Genomic DNA, 16,690 nt, shown 5'->3' with positions numbered 1-16,690 from the left:
ACCGATGGGCGACGATCCTCCAGTTCGATCCGGCTGCGGCTGTTTTGAGTGCTCTTTGCAAACCGGCCTAAGCATGGTTTAAATAATGAACCAGTGCTTCAAATATAGACTTGCAAAAAGCCGCGTCACCTGTCAAGTTATTTCGCATGTTAAGTATCTCGGCGCTGGCGAAGGCGCGCTTGACGGGTGGGAAACCACCAGAACCGGACTCGAAAGTCCGGAACACGAGGAAAAAATGGGAACGATCAGTAAAGCTCTGACATTGCTGGACACGCTATCGCTCATGGATAGGGATGCGGGCCTCACCGAGGTCGCCGTCGCCTGCGGGCTGGACAAGGCGACCACGAGACGCTTCCTCGTCGAGCTTGAAAAGCATGGCTTCGTGGAGCAGCTCCCTGACAACCGAAAGTACCGTCTGGGTTCGGCTCCGGTTAGACTCGGACGCATCCGCGAGGCGCGCTATCCGTTTCTGAAAACCGCCATTCCTTTCGTTCGTCAGTTGATGGAAGACTGCGGCGAAACAGTTCACCTGTCTGAATACTCCGGCGGCCGCCTATCGACAGTGTATGTCGAAGATTCGACCAAGGCGCATCGGGTCTTCATTGCCATCGGAACGTTGTTGCCGTTTCACGCAACCGCATCCGGTCTCGCCTTCATCGCAGCCTGTCCCGACAAGGACGTGGACGCGGCGGCGACCGGTCCGATGCCGGCGTTCACCAACTACACCACCTGCGACGAAGCGTCCTTCCGCAAGGCGATCGAACAGACGCGCACCGACGGTTACTCCATCAATCGCCAGGGCATGGAGGCAGGGGTCTTCAGCACGTCCGCGGCAATATCGGATCCGAAAGCAAGGCCGATCGGCTGCATCACCGTGGCAGCGCCCTTGGTGCGCACGGATGCCGCCAGAATCAGGCAGCACGGGCTTGCCGCCGCAGCAGCAGCCAGACGGATTTCAGAAGCATTTTTCGGCGTCGACCGCAAGGAACAGGCGGCGCTGCAACGAGGGAGAGAAACGGGATGAGCGATCAAGCGCGCAAACCCAGGATAGTGGTGATCGGCACTGGCGACACCAAAAGCGACGAATTGACCTTCATGGCCAGGACAATCGCGCAAGCCGGCGGACAGGCCGTGATGATTGATGTCAGCGTGCTGGGAGACCCGCCCTATACACCCGATTTCTCACGGCATGACATTGCCTTCGCGGTCAACGCTACGATCCAGGACATAATCGACAGCGGCGATGAAAACAGCTCGATGGCGATGATGGCGAAAGGAGCATGCACGCTCGTCAGAACCCTCTTTGAAGAGGGCGGGGTAGACGGAATGGTCGCGCTTGGCGGCTCCATGGGCACCGATCTCGCACTCGACGTCGCGGCCGTCTTGCCGCTTGGCATTCCCAAATTCGTGGTTTCCACCATCGCCTATTCGCATCTTATCCCGCCGGAACGGATCGCCCCCGATTTGATGATGATCCTGTGGGCGGGAGGTCTCTACGGGCTGAACGATATCTGTGGCTCTGTTCTGTCCCAGGCTTGCGGCGCCGTCGTTGGCGCCGCGCGCCACGGCGCACGACCGAAAGGCGACCGACCGCTGATCGGAATGACCTCACTTGGATCTTCCTGCCTCAAATATATGAAATATCTCAGGCCCGAGCTCGAACGCCGGGGCTATGACGTCGCCGTCTTTCACGCCACCGGCATGGGCGGACGGGCGTTCGAGGCGATCGCGGCCCAAAAGGGCTTTGCCGCAGTCTTCGATTTCTGCATCCAGGAAATCTCCAATCACCACAATGGCACCGTCGTCACTTCCGGGCCGGATCGGATGGAAAATGCGGGCTTGGCCGGAATTCCGCAGATCGTGGCGCCGGGGGCGGTTGACATGGTGGACCTGCAGGCCTGGAGCCCCCTGCCCCAACGCTTCGCCGAACGGCCCTTTCATGCCCATAACAGGCTGATCGCCTCCATCACCACCGATCCTGCCGGGCGTCGCGAGATAGCCGAGGTCATTGGCGCAAAACTGTCGGGCGTAGCGTCGCCCGTTGCCTTTATCCTGCCGATCCAGGGGATCCAGGAATGGGATCAGAAGGGCGAGCCGCTGCATGAGCCAGACGCGCTCAACGCTTTCATCGACGCGATGCGCCAGGCCGTGCCTGCCACTGCGCGGTATGAAGAGATCGACGCCCATATCAATTCGCCCGAATTTGCCGCCAAGGCGCTCGAAATTCTCGATGCCTGGGTGGAAGAGGGACTCGTCGCAAAGGGACGCCCATGAGCACGGACAATTCACAAAAGGCGCTGATCCTCGATTTTGGCGGGGTCGTAACCCGAACACTTTTCGAGACCCATGACGAGACGGAGCGCGCACTCGGTCTTCAGCCCGGCTCCTTGACCTGGCGCGGCCCCTTCGATCCGTCGTCCGATCGGTTGTGGGAGCGTATGCAGGCGCGAGAGATCACCGAACGCGACTACTGGATGAGCCGAACGCGGGAGGTCGGCGCGCTTGTCGGAGAAACCTGGACGGACATGAAGACCTTTGTGCAGCGCGCTCGCGGCGCCGAGCCGGAACTGGTGTTGCGGCCAGAGGCGCGTGACGCGATCCTGACCGCGCACGCCGCGGGTCTGAAACTGGCTATCCTGTCCAATGAGCTCGATCTTTTCTACGGCGTGGATTTCCGCAAACGATTTCCCCTGATCGAACTCTTCGACGTGATCGTCGACGCCACCTACACACAGATCCTCAAGCCCGATCCCAGGGCCTATGAACTCGTTCTCGCCGAACTCGGGCTGGACCGCGAAAACTGCGTTTTCGTCGACGATCAGGCCAAGAACATAGAGGGAGCGGTCGCCGTCGGCCTGCCGCATGTGCATTTCGACGTCACCCGCCCCGCCGACAGCTATCGCCGCGCACTTCAGTTGCTCGGACTTTGAATCAACCGGATTATGTGAGGACCCCGATGCGTGAAACCAACTTCCTGACCGAGAACAATGCGCGCCATATGTGGCATCCCATGGCGCATCCCGCTGAAATGCAGACCAACCCGCCGCATATCATCCAGGCAGCCGAAGGCGTCGAAGTCACCGATGTCAACGGCAAGACGCTGCTCGACGCCGTCGGCGGCCTCTGGAATGTCAATCTCGGCTACTCCTGCGAACCGGTAAAGCAGGCGATCCGCGATCAGCTTGACGCCCTGCCCTACTACTCCGCCTTTCGCGGCACTTCCACCGACAAGGCGATCGAACTGTCCTATGAACTGTCGGAATGGTTCAAGGAAGACGGACTGACACGCGCCTTCTTCACCTCGGGCGGGTCGGATTCAGTGGAAACTGCCCTTCGCCTGGCTCGCCAGTATCACAAGATCAACGGCCAGCCGGAGCGCACCAAATTCGTGGCTCTGAAGAAGGGCTATCACGGCACCCATTTCGGTGGCGCCTCCGTGAACGGCAACGCCAATTTCCGCCGCAACTATGAACCGCTGCTGCCAGGCGTCTTTCATCTCGCCGCGCCCTATGAATACCGCAACCCATTCAACACGTCCGATCCCGCAGAAATCGCCCAGGCGATCGCCCGCCAGTTCGAGGACGAAATCGCCTTCCAGGGCGCCGACACGATTGCCGCGATGATCATGGAGCCGGTGTTGGGGTCGGGCGGCGTCATCGTTCCACACGAAACCTTCATGCCGCTGATGCGCGGCATCTGCGACCGTCACGGCATTCTGCTGATCGCAGACGAGGTGATCACCGCATTCGGCCGCACCGGAGCCTGGACCGGTTCTCGCGGCTGGGGCGTCAAGCCCGACTTCATGTGCGCCGCCAAGGCGATCACCAATGGCTATTTCCCGTTCGGCGCCGTGATGATCGCCGACAAGATCGCAACTGCGTTTGAAAATTCAAAGGGGGCGATCGGGTCGATCGGCCACGGCTATACCTATTCCGGTCATCCCGTCGGCGCTGCGGCGGCGCTGGCCACACTCAAGGAAACAAGCCGCCTGAATGTCGCCGCCAATGCGGCGGCGCGCGGCGACGAGTTGTTGGCCGGCCTTCAGGCTCTTATGGACACGCATGAACTGGTCGGCGATGTGCGCGGCCGCGGCCTGATGTGCGCGCTGGAGCTCGTCTCCGACCGCAAGACCAAGGCTGGAGCCGCCAAGGATGTGGTTCAGAAGGTCTTCGACACGGCCTATGCCGAGGGGGTGATGATCCGAACATCCGGCTGCAACGTCATTATCTCGCCGCCGCTCGTCGTGACCGCGAAGGATGTATCCCGGATCGTGTCTGCGGTGGACGCAGGCCTTCATGCTGCGACGGGAGGCAAGTGAGATGAACGACAAGACCGCGCTTCTCGCCCGCCGCGAGCGACTGCTTGGCAAAAACATGTCGACATTCTATCTCGACCCCGTTCATCTGGTGAAGGCAGAGGGCGTCTGGCTCTGGGATGCAGACGGCAAACGCTATCTCGACTGCTATAACAATGTCCCGCATGTCGGCCATTGTCACCCTCGCGTGGTCGAGGCCATCTGCAAGCAGGCTTCCATGCTCAACACCCATACGCGGTATCTGCATGAAGGCATTCTCGATTATGTCGAGAAGCTGACGGCGACCTTCCATGAAAGCCTGGACACCGCAATCCTCACCTGCACCGGCAGCGAGGCCAACGATATCGCGCTGCGCATGGCCCAAGCCGTGACCGGCAAAACCGGGGTGATCGCGACAGACCGTACCTATCACGGCAACACCGCCGCAGTGTCGCAGCTGTCGACCCGCATGCCGCCGGTCGGCGGTTACGGCGGCCATGTCCGGCATGTGCCAGCGCCCGACGGGTATCGGCCACTGGGCGGCGAACCGGGCGAGGCATTCACCAATGCCTGGGCCCAGGCGATCGAGGAAGCGATCGCCTCCCTGCAGGCGTCGCCCCATGGCTTTTCGGCTCTGATCATCGACCCCTTCTTCGCCAATGAAGGTTTCCCCGAACTGCCCGACGGCTTTCTCAAGAAAGCAGCTGATCTGGTCCGCAAAGCCGGCGGCCTTTTGATCTGCGATGAAGTACAACCGGGCTTTGGTCGCACCGGCACGCATATGTGGGGGCATCAGCGCGCCGGGATCGTTCCCGACGTCGTCACCCTCGGCAAGCCGATGGGAAATGGCCATCCAATTGGCGGCGTCGTGGCGAGCTCGGACACATTGAACGCCTTCCGCAAGGCTTTCCGCTATTTCAATACCTTCGGCGGCAATCCAGTGTCCTGCGCAGCCGCCTCGGCAGTGCTGGATGTGTTGACGGACGAACTGCTGATGGAAAACGCCCGCGTCGTGGGCGAATATGCGCGCGACGGCCTGTCGCGGCTGGCGGAAAAGCATGATCTGATTGGCAATGTCCGCGGCAGCGGGCTGTTTTTCGGAGCCGAACTGGTGCTCGATCAGAAAACCAGGGAGCCGGCAACCAATCTCGCCACGACCGTGATCAACGAGATGCGGCAGCGCGGCGTCTTGATGGGCAAACTTGGAATTCACCAGAACGCCACCAAGATCCGTCCGCCGATGCCTTTCAGCCAAGACAATGCGGATCTCATGCTGCAAACACTCGACGACGTGTTGGCGGGGCTCTGACCGTGAGTGCAATCATTGACGATTTGCAAGCCCGCGCCATCAGGGCCATGGCGGCCTGGGATCTGCAGGACCAAACCCCGCAGTTGCTGAAATATCGCGAGAACGCCGTTTTCAAAGTCCGCCTCGCCCATGGTCAAAAGGCCGCGCTCCGGCTGCATCGGCCGGGATACCACTCCGAATGGGCGCTTCTGTCCGAATTGCACTGGATGGACGACCTGCGGCGAAATGGACTTCGGGCGCCAGAACCGATCGCAGCGTCTGATGGACGGCTGTTGATTTCGCTTGATGGAGACGAGCCGCAATTTGCGGACCTGATCGATTGGGTCGACGGCGTCCCCCTGGGCGAATCCGGCGCGCCGCTTGCCCAGGGCGCCGACGAACTGGAAGCTCTGTTTCACGACATCGGAGCATCCATGGCCAGGATGCATGAAATCGCCGACCGCTGGCGGCGTCCCGCGCATTTTTCACGCCCTCAATGGGACGCGAATGGACTTCTTGGCGAACAACCTGTCTGGGGCCGTTTCTGGGATGTGGCGGGGCTTGCCGAGATCGACCGGCGGTATCTTGTGGCGCTACGCGGCCAATTGAGAGATCGCCTTGCCGAAGTGGCCGAAACGCTCGATTTCGGGCTTGTTCACGCCGATCTGGTGCGCGAGAACGTCTTTATCGGCGCGTCGGGCATCGCCTTTATCGACTTTGATGATTGCGGTTTCGGTTGGCGGCTGTTTGACATCGCCACAACACTTTTGCGCAACCGTCACGAACCGCTTTATCAACTGATCGAAGCCGCGTTGATCCACGGCTATCGTAGCCAAAAACATTTGAGCGACGCCGATCTCGCCCAGTTGCCGCTTTTCTTGCTGTTGCGCAGTCTCACCTATATCGGTTGGGTCGGCGCCCGGCCGGAATTGCCGGACTCCGCTGAACGATTGGCGCGATATGTCGCAGAAGCGCGAGCGCTATCCGATGCTGTCTGAGCGGGTTCACGCGTCTTCGTTAAAGGTCGATATCTCGTCGAGGAGGTCAAGCAGAAGGTCGATCTTTTCTGGCCCGAAATGCGTCTCGAGGCGCTCGTATATCATGCGGCTCTCTGGCGCGACCTCATTGATGATGGCCAAGCCAGCCGGCGTAATCTTCAGGAGAACCCGGCGTCCGTCATTCGCGTCCTTCAGCTTGGCGATGATGCCGCGCTCTTCGAGCGATCGGATGATCCGTGTCAGGCTGGGAGCCAAAATGAAGGCTTTATCGGCCATTTCGGAGGCGTCGACAGTATCCTGTTCGGCAAGAATGCGGATGACGCGCCATTGCTGCTCGGTCATGTCATGAGCGCTCAGCATCGGCCGGAAGTGGCTCATCACGGCTTCGCGCGCGCGCAGCAATGCGATCGGCAGGGATCGTCGGGTGTTGCGCGGCAAGAAGGCGTCCTGGGCGATCTTGGTGGTCGGTCTTTCTGTCATGCCGGGTTCTAACTTCATTTCCCGCCTTTTTGCAATCGTAACGCTGGAGATCGACGCGCAAGCTGCTTGACAAGCTCGATCATTTTGTTAACATGTTAATTACAAGAGCGGATCGGGAGGATCCATGCCCCACTTTACAATGGAATATTCCGCCAATTTGGGCGACGCAGTGGATTTTTCCGCTTTGTGTCGCGTTGTTCACCAGACGATCCTGGACACCGGCCTGTTCGAACTGGGTGCTGTGCGTGTTCGCGCCATCCGCTGCGATGCCTATGCGGTCGCCGACCTGCTCGAGGCCAACGGTTTCATCGATATGTCGTTCCGCGTCGGCATGGGCCGTAGCCAGGACGATCGCAAGGAGACCGGAGAGGCGATTTTCGCCGCCGTCACGAAATTTCTCGCGCCGCAATTCGCAACCCCGCATTTCGCGCTGACGCTCGAAATCCGCGAAATCGACACTGCGTTCAGCTGGAAAAAGAACGCCATCCATCCCCGCCTGCGGGCGCAGGGCGGCTAATCACCCGATCCGAACACATAGTTTGCCCGGGCCGTGCCGCGGGCGCCTGACTGACCGATGGAGACGACATGTCGCAGCTTGATGACAATATTGCAAAGGCCCGGACCTATCTGGAGAAGTTCGGAGACACAGTGCTCAACCGCATCGGCGGAGAAGACGTTGCTGCGGCGGACGGCGCGACGTTCGAAACCATTTCCCCTGTTGATCTGAAGCCGATCTCCAAGATTGCGCGCGGCGGCGCGGCCGACATTGACCGCGCGGCGAAAGCCGCCAAGGCCGCCTTCCCCGGCTGGGCGCAGATGGACGGAACCGCGCGCAAGAAACTGCTGCACAAGATTGCCGACGCCATTGTCGCGCGCGCCGAGGAGATCGCCTTCGTCGAATGCATGGACACCGGGCAGTCGCTAAAATTCATGGCCAAGGCGGCGCTGCGCGGCGCGGAAAACTTCCGGTTCTTCGCGGACCGCGCGCCGGAAGCCCGCGATGGCAAGACGCTCCGCGCCTCAGGCCAGGTGAACATGACCACCCGCTCGCCCATCGGTCCGGTCGGCGTGATCACGCCGTGGAACACCCCGTTCATGCTGTCGACCTGGAAGATCGCGCCGGCGCTGGCCGCCGGCTGCACCATCGTCCACAAGCCGGCTGAATTTTCGCCGCTCACGGCCCGGTTGCTGGTCGAAATCGCCGAGGAGGCTGGCCTGCCGAAAGGCGTCTGGAATCTCGTCAACGGCTTCGGCGAGGATGCCGGCCGGGCGCTGACCGAGCATCGCGACATCAAGGCGATCGGCTTTGTCGGCGAAAGCCGCACCGGTTCCATGATCATGAAGCAGGGCGCAGACACGCTCAAGCGCGTCCACTTCGAACTGGGCGGCAAGAACCCCGTGGTGGTTTTCGCCGATGCCGATCTCGAACGCGCCGCCGACGCAGCCGTCTTCATGATCTATTCGCTGAACGGCGAGCGCTGCACCTCCTCCTCTCGCCTGCTGGTGGAGGAAAGCATCTATGAGACGTTCACCGGCATGGTGGCCGAAAAGGCCAAGCGCATCAAGGTCGGCCATCCGCTCGATCCCGCCACCGTCATCGGCCCGCTGATCCATCCGGTACACGAAAAGAAGGTGCTCGACTATATCGAGATCGGCAAGCAGGGCGGCGCGACGGTCGCTGCGGGTGGAGCGAAATTCGACGGCCCTGGCGGCGGCTGCTATGTCTCCCCCACCTTGTTCACCAACGCCAACAACCAGATGCGGATCGCCCAGGAGGAAATCTTCGGGCCGGTTCTCACCGCGATCCCCTTCAAGAGCGAAAGCGAGGCGCTCGCGCTCGCCAATGATGTCGAATATGGCCTCACCGGCTATGTCTGGACCAATGACGTCACCCGCGCCTTCCGCTTCACCGACGCCCTTGAAGCCGGCATGATCTGGGTGAATTCCGAAAATGTACGCCATCTCCCGACGCCGTTCGGCGGCGTCAAGAATTCGGGCATCGGCCGCGACGGCGGCGACTGGTCGTTCGATTTCTACATGGAAACCAAGAACATCGCTTTCGCCAACACCGCCCACGCCATCCAGAAGCTTGGCGGCTGATTTTCACTCGAGGAGGAACCCATGGCTCTGCCGATCCCCAATCTCTACCCCCCCTTCAACATCGTCCGTTTGAGCCATGTCGAGTTCGGCGTCACCGATCTCGCCCGTTCACGCGCCTTCTACGTCGACACGCTCGGCCTGCAGGTGACGGATGAGACATCCGATGCGATTTATCTGCGCGCCCTGGAGGAACGCGGCCACCATTGCATCGTGCTGCGCAAATCCGACAAGGCCGAAGCCCGCGAACTGGGCTTCAAGGTCTATGACGAAGGCGAACTCGACAAGGCTGCGCAATTCTTCGAAGGCAAGGGCCTCGGCGTCGAATGGGTGGAGCGGCCCTATCAGGCGCGCACGTTCCGCACCCGCGATCCGCATGGCACGCCACTCGAATTCTATTCCAAGATGGACCGTCTGCCGCCGATCCATCAGAAATACGCGCTTTACAAAGGCGTAAAGCCGCTGCGCATCGACCATTTCAACTGCTTCTCGCCGAATGTGGACGAGAGCGTGGCCTTCTACAACGAAATCGGCTTCCGGGTGACGGAATACACCGCAGATGAGGAGACCGGCCGTCTCTGGGCCGCCTGGACGCATCGCAAGGGTGGCGTCCATGACATCGCCTTCACCAATGGCCGTGGCCCCCGCCTTCACCACACCGCCTTCTGGGTGCCGACGCCGCTCAACATCATCGACCTGCTCGATCTGATGTCGACGACGGGCTGGCTGCCGAATATCGAGCGTGGACCGGGCCGCCATGGCATTTCCAATGCCTTCTTCCTCTATATCCGCGATCCAGACGGCCATCGCATCGAGATCTATTGCTCCGACTATCAGACGGTCGATCCCGACCTTGAGCCGATCAAGTGGGACCTCAAAGATCCGCAGCGTCAAACGCTGTGGGGCGCCCCTGCTCCCAAGTCGTGGTTTGAGGAAGGCAGCCTGTTCGCCGGCCAGGAGCCAGTCGAATCCGTGCTCAAAGCGCAACCGATCATCGCACCGTGACCGTGCGCTTGAACCATTGACGTGATCTCCCCCCGCTGCCTGTGGGGAGAGATCTGTCAGCTTGGCGCGCTGACACCTGACACGCCTATCAAAAGCATAAGCAAGGAACCGAGATGACCGCGAGATTCGTCAGCTTTTCCACCGCAGATCGCCAGGGATATGGCCTCCTTGGGGATGGCGGCCTTGTTGTTCTATCGTCCCGATACCCGCAATGGCCGACCTTGCGCGAAGTCATCGAAGCCGGTGCGCTGGGACAATTGGCTGCAGAAGGCGCAGCACTGACGCCGGATCTTGCGCCGGGCGAATTCCGTTTCGAAATCCCCATTCCCCAGCCGGAAAAGCTCATCTGCGTCGGCGTCAACTTCCCCGATCGCAACGAGGAATACAAGGACGGCCAGACGGCCCCCGCCAATCCCTCGCTGTTCATCCGCTTTCCCCGCTCCTTCACCGGCCATGACCAACCGCTGATCCGGCCGCCGGAAAGTCCGCAGCTTGATTACGAAGGCGAGATCGTCATCGTGATCGGCAAGGGCGGTCGGCGTATCGCCGAGGCGGAAGCGCTTGATCATATCGCCGCGCTGTCGCTCTGCAATGAAGGCACGATCCGCGACTGGGTGCGCCACGCTAAATTCAACGTGACCCAAGGCAAGAATTTCGATCGCACCGGCTCGATCGGACCCTGGCTGGTTCCTTATACAGACGAAAGCCAACTGGCCGATATTGAACTCACCACCCGCGTCAATGGCGAAGTGCGCCAAAGTGACCGCACGAGCAGGATGATTTTCTCCTTCCGCAAAATCATCAACTACATCTCGACCTTTACGACGCTGGTTCCGGGCGATGTGATCGTGACCGGTACGCCGACGGGCGCTGGCGCCCGCTTCGATCCGCCGATCTGGCTGAAGCCGGGCGACGTCGTGGAAGTCGAAGCCGACGGCATCGGCCTTCTGCGCAACACCATCGCCGACGAGGTATGAACCATGCTGACCCAAGATGATATTTTGGCGGCCGCACAGGCGCTCGACAAGGCGGAAAAAACGCGCCGGCAGACGGGTCTCCTGTCGCTTGCGCATCCCGACATGACCATGGATGACGCCTATGCGGTGCAGGGCGCATGGGTCCGCCACAAACTCGCCGCCGGCCGGCGCGTGATCGGCTGGAAAATCGGGCTGACATCAAAGGCCATGCAATATGCGCTGAATATCGACATCCCGGATTCAGGCGTGCTTCTTGACGATATGGCGTTCGAAGACGGCGCCGTGATCCCCGAGGACCGATTCATCCAGCCGCGGATCGAGGCCGAAATCGCCTTCGTCATGAAAACCGCCCTGAAGGGACCGGGAGTCACCCTGTTCGACGTGCTCAACGCCACGGATTATGTGACCCCTGCACTGGAAATCCTCGATACGCGCATCGTGAGGATAGACCCGGAAACGAAGAAGACGCGCAGCATCGTCGACACGATCTCCGACAACGCCGCCAATGCCGGCATCGTGATCGGCGGTCGGCAAATGCGAGTCGACGCCGTCGATCTACGCTGGATGGGCGCGATCGTGTCCCGCAATGCCGAGGTCGAAGAAACAGGGCTGGGCGCCGGCGTCCTCAATCATCCGGCGCGTGGCGTCGCCTGGCTCGCCAACCGCCTTGCGCAATATGGCGACGGCATCGAAGCCGGCCAGATCGTGCTGGCCGGATCCTTCATCCGCCCCGTCGAGGCGCGTCATGGCGATACGATTTGTGGCGATTTCGGACCCTACGGAACCATTTCCTGCCATTTCAAATAGGACCAGCCATGCCGGCGCCGAAAAACACCTTCAAGGCCGCTCTGATGGAGCGGCGCACCCAAATCGGCTTATGGGCGGCGCTGACCAGCCCGATCAACGCCGAAATCTGCGCGGGCGCCGGTTACGACTGGATCCTGCTTGACGCCGAGCATGCGCCGAACGACATACCGATGCTCTTTACACAGTTGCAGGCCCTGGCGCCCTACCCGACCCATCCGATCGTCCGGCCGCCAATCGGCGAAACCTGGCTGATCAAACAAATTCTGGACATCGGCGCCCAAACCATCCTGGTGCCGATGGTTGAGACCAGGGAACAGGCCGAAGCCATGGTTCGCGCCGTGCGCTATCCCCCGCATGGCGTCCGCGGCGTCGGCGCCTCGCTAGCGAGGGCCTCGGCCTTCAACCGGATTCCCGATTACCTGCAGACCGCCAATGACGAAATCTGCCTGCTGCTGCAGGTGGAAAGCAAAGCCGGGCTCGCCAATCTCGATGCGATCGCCGCCACCGACGGCGTTGACGGCGTGTTCATCGGCCCCGCCGATCTCGCCGCCGACATGGGTTTCCTCGGCAAACCGGGCGCCGAAGAGGTGCAAAAAGCGGTGACCTACGCGCTGGCGCGGATCCAATCCTTTGGCAAAGCGGCCGGAATTCTCACCGCCGATCAGGCTCTCGCCCGACGCTATATCGAACTGGGGGCTACCTTTGTCGGCATCGGCAGCGATGTGGGACTGCTGACGCAAGCGACGAGTCGGCTGCTGACCGACTTTCTCCAGATCGGCGGCGGCTCAGCGCAGGAGCCCTCAAAGGGACAGGTATACTAACATTTTGAAAATCTTTTTCGAGATGCAGGGAATTAAAAAATCAATTAGTTATTCGTATCCGTAAAATAGATCATCAATTTTATAATTGACTTATATATTCATCTTGGCGCAAGCGCGTTTCGCGCCAAGATGAAGGCCGTTATCAGTTTTCTTTTAATGCCTGAACAACCATATGGCTGTCGACATACTGCACCATACTGGCGATCTTTCCGTCGCGCACTTCGTAGAGATGGGCGAAGCTCGCGGTCATCGACTTGCCAGTCGCCTTATAGGTTCCAGAGTACACCCCGAACGCGGCGACCCGATCCCCGTCTTCCATGAACGTATGGACCTTGGCGTTGTAGCCGATCCACTCCTCACCAAGCCGGTGGAAGACACCGGCGATGATGGCATCAGGACCGACATAGACGCCGGCATAGGGAAAGCCTTCTGCTTCCGTCCATGTCGCATCGGGCGCCAAAGCCGCAAGCAAGTTGCGGCCATTGTCTTCTGACGAGCCGTCATAGGTGGCTCTGATGAGGTCAAGACCAACGCCCATGCGAGATTAGCCCCACTTCATTTCGCCGGTGGCGACCTTGGAGCCGATGTCAAGGGCAACACCCATGCCGAGGCCAGGAAAACGGGCTTCCATGGCCGCCTTCAGCACAGCCGAGTCCTTTGTTTTGGCAAGTTCTTCCTCGAACGCCTTGAGATAGGCAATAGTGTGCTCTACGCCCGATAGGTCCATCTTGGCTTCGGGAGCCATGTGCCCGGCAACAACGATGGATGGCTTGAGAGCAGCAATCTTTTCAAGATTGGCAACCCAGGCGGCCCGTAATTCGGCGCTGTTGGTATCGGCGGTCCAGACATGCACGCCGTTGAAGATCATCACACCGCCGAACACCGCGTTGAGGGACGGAACGAAGAGATAGCGGCGGTTGGCCAGGCCTTCCGCAGCGACAATCTCGATGGTTTCCCCGTCTACAATCAGTGTCTTTTCGTCAAAGGCTTCCGGCATGACGACATCGGCCAATGCCTGCGGCCCATTATCTTTGAGCTGGGGTCCCCAGACCGCAAGCTTCTTTTCGACGCTTCCCTTGATGGCATCGACCGTAGCAGAAGCTGCAATGACCTTGGCGTCCGGAAAGGCGGACTTGATCGGCCCAAGGCTGAAGTAATAATCAGGGTCGGACTGGCTAATGTAGATCGTCTTCAGCGTCTTACCCGTGGCTTTGATCGCTTCGGCGAGGGCTAGGCCGTCGGCAAGCGTAAATCCGCCGTCGATTAGGACAGCTTCAGTCTGCCCGTAGACGAGAACCGGGGCGCGGAAGAAGCCGTTCTGGCCAGCCGGGAATGATTTCCAGGTGAGGCTTGCAGCCGCATGGCCGAAGCCAGCCGGCGCGAATACGGCGGCGGCCCCAGCGGCTATGGTGGTTTTCATGATGTTTCTCCTGGTAAACATGGCACTCTCCTGTGATGGTTGTGTAGGAAAAATGAGAACTGCGGATTTTGCGCCCCTGGACTTCTCATCGAACTCACCTGAGACGACCGACCCGGTCGCTGAACGCAAAATTTTGCCGCCGCGCGTCTCAATCTCGACAGTGAACGGGTCTTCAACTCGGATGCAAAACGCTTGTATTGGCCCGAAAACACGTCTTTTCAGGGCTGGACAGCCGCTGCGCCAGCCGTGGCGATGGCGCCGTCGTCAGCCGGCATGCCACCGCTGACGCCGATCGCACCGATAACCTTGTTGTCGACAATGATCGGCATCCCGCCTTCAACGGGAAAAGCGCCCGGCACTCCAAGCAGATTGCTCTGGTTGCGACTTAGGATCATCTCCCCGATCACCTTTGTCGGCGTCTTGATGCCATTGGCGGCCTTCGCCTTGCCGATCGCCGCGTCGATCGTGCCGATGCCTGCCTGATTGGAGCGTTCGAGATAAATGAGATTGCTGCCGGAATCGACGATGGCGATCGTCATATCCATATTGAGTTTGCGCATCCGGGCGACGGCTGCGCCCGCAGCCTTTTTGGCTTGCTCGATAGTGATAGGAGCGCCATAGGGTGGCATGGCTTGGGCAAAACTTGTGACTGACGTCAACGCCCATAGGATCGCCGAGGAAAACAAAAAGAGCGCGATATGCCTGGTCTTCATGTCGGACAACTTTCTGAAAATGAACGGCCTATACGCCAATGCCAGCAGACGCGCTTGCGCCCAGTAGGCTGGAGATCGGATCCGCATTTCCCAGCAACGCGCTTGCCGCGAGGTAGCGGCGGCTACGCCCGTCATCCACAATCAGCGCAGGCACACCATCGACCCGAAATTCGTCTTTTAGCGCGCGTGCATCGGCAATTCGTCGCCTATTTGTCGAAACCAATTCTACGTCGGGCGACACAAGGCGTGCAGCCGCAGCGCCGAAACCGGCCTGATCCAGGATATCGATGAGCGACTGGCTCTCGGTAACGTCGCGGCCCAAGACATAGCGGGCCTCCTGAATGAGACGAAGACACTCAAGTTCTGCGGCAGGCGCCGTCAAGGCGACGGCCGTCATCGCAAGCGTGGCTGGACCGGAGTCCAGCATGCTCCCCTCCATGCCGAGAACCTTGTCGCGATAGGCCTCGGCAAAGCGCCGACCAGTGAGACTGGCGATCCGCACGTCGTTTGACCAGGCAAAGGCGGCAAATTGCGCATTCATTGCTCTGGCGCCAGGACCGGCAAACAACCCTGTTGGCGCCAGCGCGACCTGTAAATTCGGTCGCAAAGACAGCCGACGCATGATGTCGGAAGCGCCGTAGCACCAACCGCAAAGGGGATCGAAAAGATAGGTGATGTGAACCTTGTCGTTCATGTCTTTCTCCTTGGAAAGCAAAGATGACATGGATGAATTGAAACAAAAAGATCGGCAAAGCGGACAGAATGTATGCTATAACCTTACAATCAAACGGGAGTCCGTCATGCAGGGAGCAACGAACCTCAATCGTCTCGCCTATTTTGCCGCTGTGGTTGACACAGGATCATTTACCAAGGCGGCTGACTATCTCGGCATAACAAAGGCTGTCGTCAGCCAACAGGTTGCGAGACTGGAACAGGATGTCGGCGCAACGCTGTTGATGCGCACCACACGTCGAATACAGCCGACGGAAGCAGGAAAGCTGTTCCATGCCCGTTGCGTTTCGATTCTGCGTGAAGCCGAACACGCATTCGATGAATTGGCTGAAGCCAGGACTGCTCCGAAGGGAATTCTGAAGATCACAGCGCCCTATGACTATGGCGCTTCGATCGTCGTTCCCATCGTTACCGCCTTCACGGCGCGATACCCGGAGTGCAAGGTGGAACTCAACCTCAGCGACAAGTCGATTGATCTCATCGCGGACCAGATGGATCTTGCCATTCGCGTCGGATGGCTGGCGGATTCGAGTCTGCAGGCGCGACGGATTGGTTCGTTCAGGCAGCTCCTGGTCGGTCCGCGTCAATTGACCAGACAATTAGCCCAGCTACGAGATCCTACCGACCTCCAGGCTTTACCCTTCGTCGCCAACAATGCGCTGCGAGAGCCTCTGGAGTGGACATTCAACCATGACCATGAGGGCGCGCGCTCGGTACATTTCAAGGCAGACATCGCGATCAACACCACGCCGGCGGTAATGGAGGCTGTCATGAGAGGCGGCGGACTGTCCGTCCTGCCTGACTTCCTGGTGACCGACGACATGTCGAACGGACGCTTGGTGCCCGTTCTTCCTGAGTGGCGGTTGCCATCGGGCGGCATTTATTTGGTCTATCCAGCTGCCAGGTTTCGACCGGCAAAGGTGACAGCGTTCGTCGAAATGCTGACCACGTCTCTGAAGCCGTGACCGAATCGAGTGTTTGTTGGGCTTTCCCATACTGTCCCCAAGCCGCGCTTTCATCCATGAAAAACACTTACTCTGTACGCCCGCATATCGTCG

General features: G+C 59.9%; 18 protein-coding genes. 13 read left to right on the top strand and 5 right to left on the bottom strand.

From position 1 onward, the window contains the following. Positions 1–235 precede the first annotated feature (235 nt). From M2360_RS07390 to M2360_RS07365, 6 genes are read left to right on the top strand one after another with little or no spacing between them, the layout of a single operon-like run. Positions 236–1,024 (top strand): IclR family transcriptional regulator, encoded by a 789-nt coding sequence (locus M2360_RS07390; protein WP_280774031.1) that lies wholly within the window; start codon positions 236–238, stop codon positions 1,022–1,024. Then, positions 1,021–2,274, top strand: a complete 1,254-nt coding sequence (locus M2360_RS07385; protein WP_280774030.1) for a Tm-1-like ATP-binding domain-containing protein — start codon at positions 1,021–1,023, stop codon at positions 2,272–2,274. Before M2360_RS07390 ends, M2360_RS07385 begins: the two co-directional genes overlap by 4 nt. Then, entirely contained in the window at positions 2,271–2,930 is a 660-nt protein-coding gene (locus M2360_RS07380; RefSeq protein WP_280774028.1) for an HAD-IA family hydrolase, read from the top strand. Before M2360_RS07385 ends, M2360_RS07380 begins: the two co-directional genes overlap by 4 nt. Positions 2,931–2,956: 26 nt before the next feature. Beyond that, on the top strand, positions 2,957–4,318 hold the full coding sequence (locus M2360_RS07375; RefSeq protein WP_280774026.1) for an aspartate aminotransferase family protein: 1,362 nt from the start codon (positions 2,957–2,959) through the stop codon (positions 4,316–4,318). Position 4,319: 1 nt separating this feature from the next. After that, positions 4,320–5,603 carry an aspartate aminotransferase family protein gene (locus tag M2360_RS07370; RefSeq protein WP_280774024.1) on the top strand — a complete coding sequence of 428 codons (1,284 nt, stop codon included), beginning with the start codon at positions 4,320–4,322 and terminating at the stop codon, positions 5,601–5,603. A 2-nt stretch (positions 5,604–5,605) separates the two neighbouring features. Next, positions 5,606–6,580 (top strand): phosphotransferase, encoded by a 975-nt coding sequence (locus M2360_RS07365; protein ID WP_280774022.1) that lies wholly within the window; start codon positions 5,606–5,608, stop codon positions 6,578–6,580. A 6-nt stretch (positions 6,581–6,586) separates the two neighbouring features. Here the strand turns inward: M2360_RS07365 and hpaR are convergent, their stop codons facing one another. Continuing rightward, on the bottom strand, positions 6,587–7,078 hold the full coding sequence (gene hpaR / locus M2360_RS07360; protein ID WP_280774021.1) for a homoprotocatechuate degradation operon regulator HpaR: 492 nt from the start codon (positions 7,076–7,078) through the stop codon (positions 6,587–6,589). Between the two features lie 106 nt (positions 7,079–7,184). Here hpaR and M2360_RS07355 point away from each other — a divergent pair, with 106 nt between their 5' ends. From M2360_RS07355 to hpaI, 6 genes are all read left to right on the top strand, one after another. Beyond that, the gene (locus M2360_RS07355; RefSeq protein ID WP_280774019.1) at positions 7,185–7,577 is read left to right on the top strand and encodes a 5-carboxymethyl-2-hydroxymuconate Delta-isomerase; all 393 of its coding nucleotides are present in this window, start codon (positions 7,185–7,187) and stop codon (positions 7,575–7,577) included. A gap of 68 nt (positions 7,578–7,645) precedes the next feature. After that, a complete protein-coding gene (gene hpaE / locus M2360_RS07350) occupies positions 7,646–9,160 on the top strand; it encodes a 5-carboxymethyl-2-hydroxymuconate semialdehyde dehydrogenase (RefSeq protein ID WP_280774017.1) in 1,515 nt (504 codons plus the stop codon). A 21-nt stretch (positions 9,161–9,181) separates the two neighbouring features. Then, the gene (gene hpaD, locus M2360_RS07345; RefSeq protein WP_280774016.1) at positions 9,182–10,162 is read left to right on the top strand and encodes a 3,4-dihydroxyphenylacetate 2,3-dioxygenase; all 981 of its coding nucleotides are present in this window, start codon (positions 9,182–9,184) and stop codon (positions 10,160–10,162) included. Between the two features lie 113 nt (positions 10,163–10,275). After that, complete coding sequence (locus M2360_RS07340; protein WP_280774014.1) at positions 10,276–11,139, top strand: fumarylacetoacetate hydrolase family protein; 864 nt, start codon at positions 10,276–10,278, stop codon at positions 11,137–11,139. 3 nt (positions 11,140–11,142) lie between these two features. Then, entirely contained in the window at positions 11,143–11,946 is an 804-nt protein-coding gene (gene hpaH / locus M2360_RS07335; protein ID WP_280774012.1) for a 2-oxo-hept-4-ene-1,7-dioate hydratase, read from the top strand. A gap of 8 nt (positions 11,947–11,954) precedes the next feature. Further along, complete coding sequence (gene hpaI, locus M2360_RS07330) at positions 11,955–12,767, top strand: 4-hydroxy-2-oxoheptanedioate aldolase (protein ID WP_280774011.1); 813 nt, start codon at positions 11,955–11,957, stop codon at positions 12,765–12,767. 142 nt (positions 12,768–12,909) lie between these two features. Here hpaI and M2360_RS07325 read toward each other — a convergent pair whose 3' ends face one another. From M2360_RS07325 to M2360_RS07310, 4 genes are all read right to left on the bottom strand, one after another. After that, positions 12,910–13,305, bottom strand: a complete 396-nt coding sequence (locus M2360_RS07325) for a nuclear transport factor 2 family protein (RefSeq protein ID WP_280774009.1) — start codon at positions 13,303–13,305, stop codon at positions 12,910–12,912. A 6-nt stretch (positions 13,306–13,311) separates the two neighbouring features. After that, the gene (locus M2360_RS07320) at positions 13,312–14,208 is read right to left on the bottom strand and encodes an MBL fold metallo-hydrolase (protein ID WP_280774008.1); all 897 of its coding nucleotides are present in this window, start codon (positions 14,206–14,208) and stop codon (positions 13,312–13,314) included. Between the two features lie 197 nt (positions 14,209–14,405). Continuing rightward, positions 14,406–14,900 (bottom strand): heme-binding protein, encoded by a 495-nt coding sequence (locus M2360_RS07315; RefSeq protein ID WP_280774006.1) that lies wholly within the window; start codon positions 14,898–14,900, stop codon positions 14,406–14,408. A gap of 28 nt (positions 14,901–14,928) precedes the next feature. Next, a complete protein-coding gene (locus tag M2360_RS07310) occupies positions 14,929–15,594 on the bottom strand; it encodes a DsbA family protein (protein ID WP_280774005.1) in 666 nt (221 codons plus the stop codon). Positions 15,595–15,700: 106 nt separating this feature from the next. Between M2360_RS07310 and M2360_RS07305 the strand changes: the two genes are divergently transcribed. Beyond that, on the top strand, positions 15,701–16,597 hold the full coding sequence (locus M2360_RS07305; RefSeq protein ID WP_280774088.1) for a LysR family transcriptional regulator: 897 nt from the start codon (positions 15,701–15,703) through the stop codon (positions 16,595–16,597). The last annotated feature ends 93 nt before the right edge of the window (positions 16,598–16,690 follow it).

It is taken from the genome of Rhizobium sp. SG_E_25_P2 (assembly GCF_029892285.1).
Classification (GTDB): domain Bacteria; phylum Pseudomonadota; class Alphaproteobacteria; order Rhizobiales; family Rhizobiaceae; genus Rhizobium_E.
The sequence above is the reverse complement of the archived record's forward strand: the minus strand, read 5'-3'. Positions and strand labels throughout refer to the sequence as shown.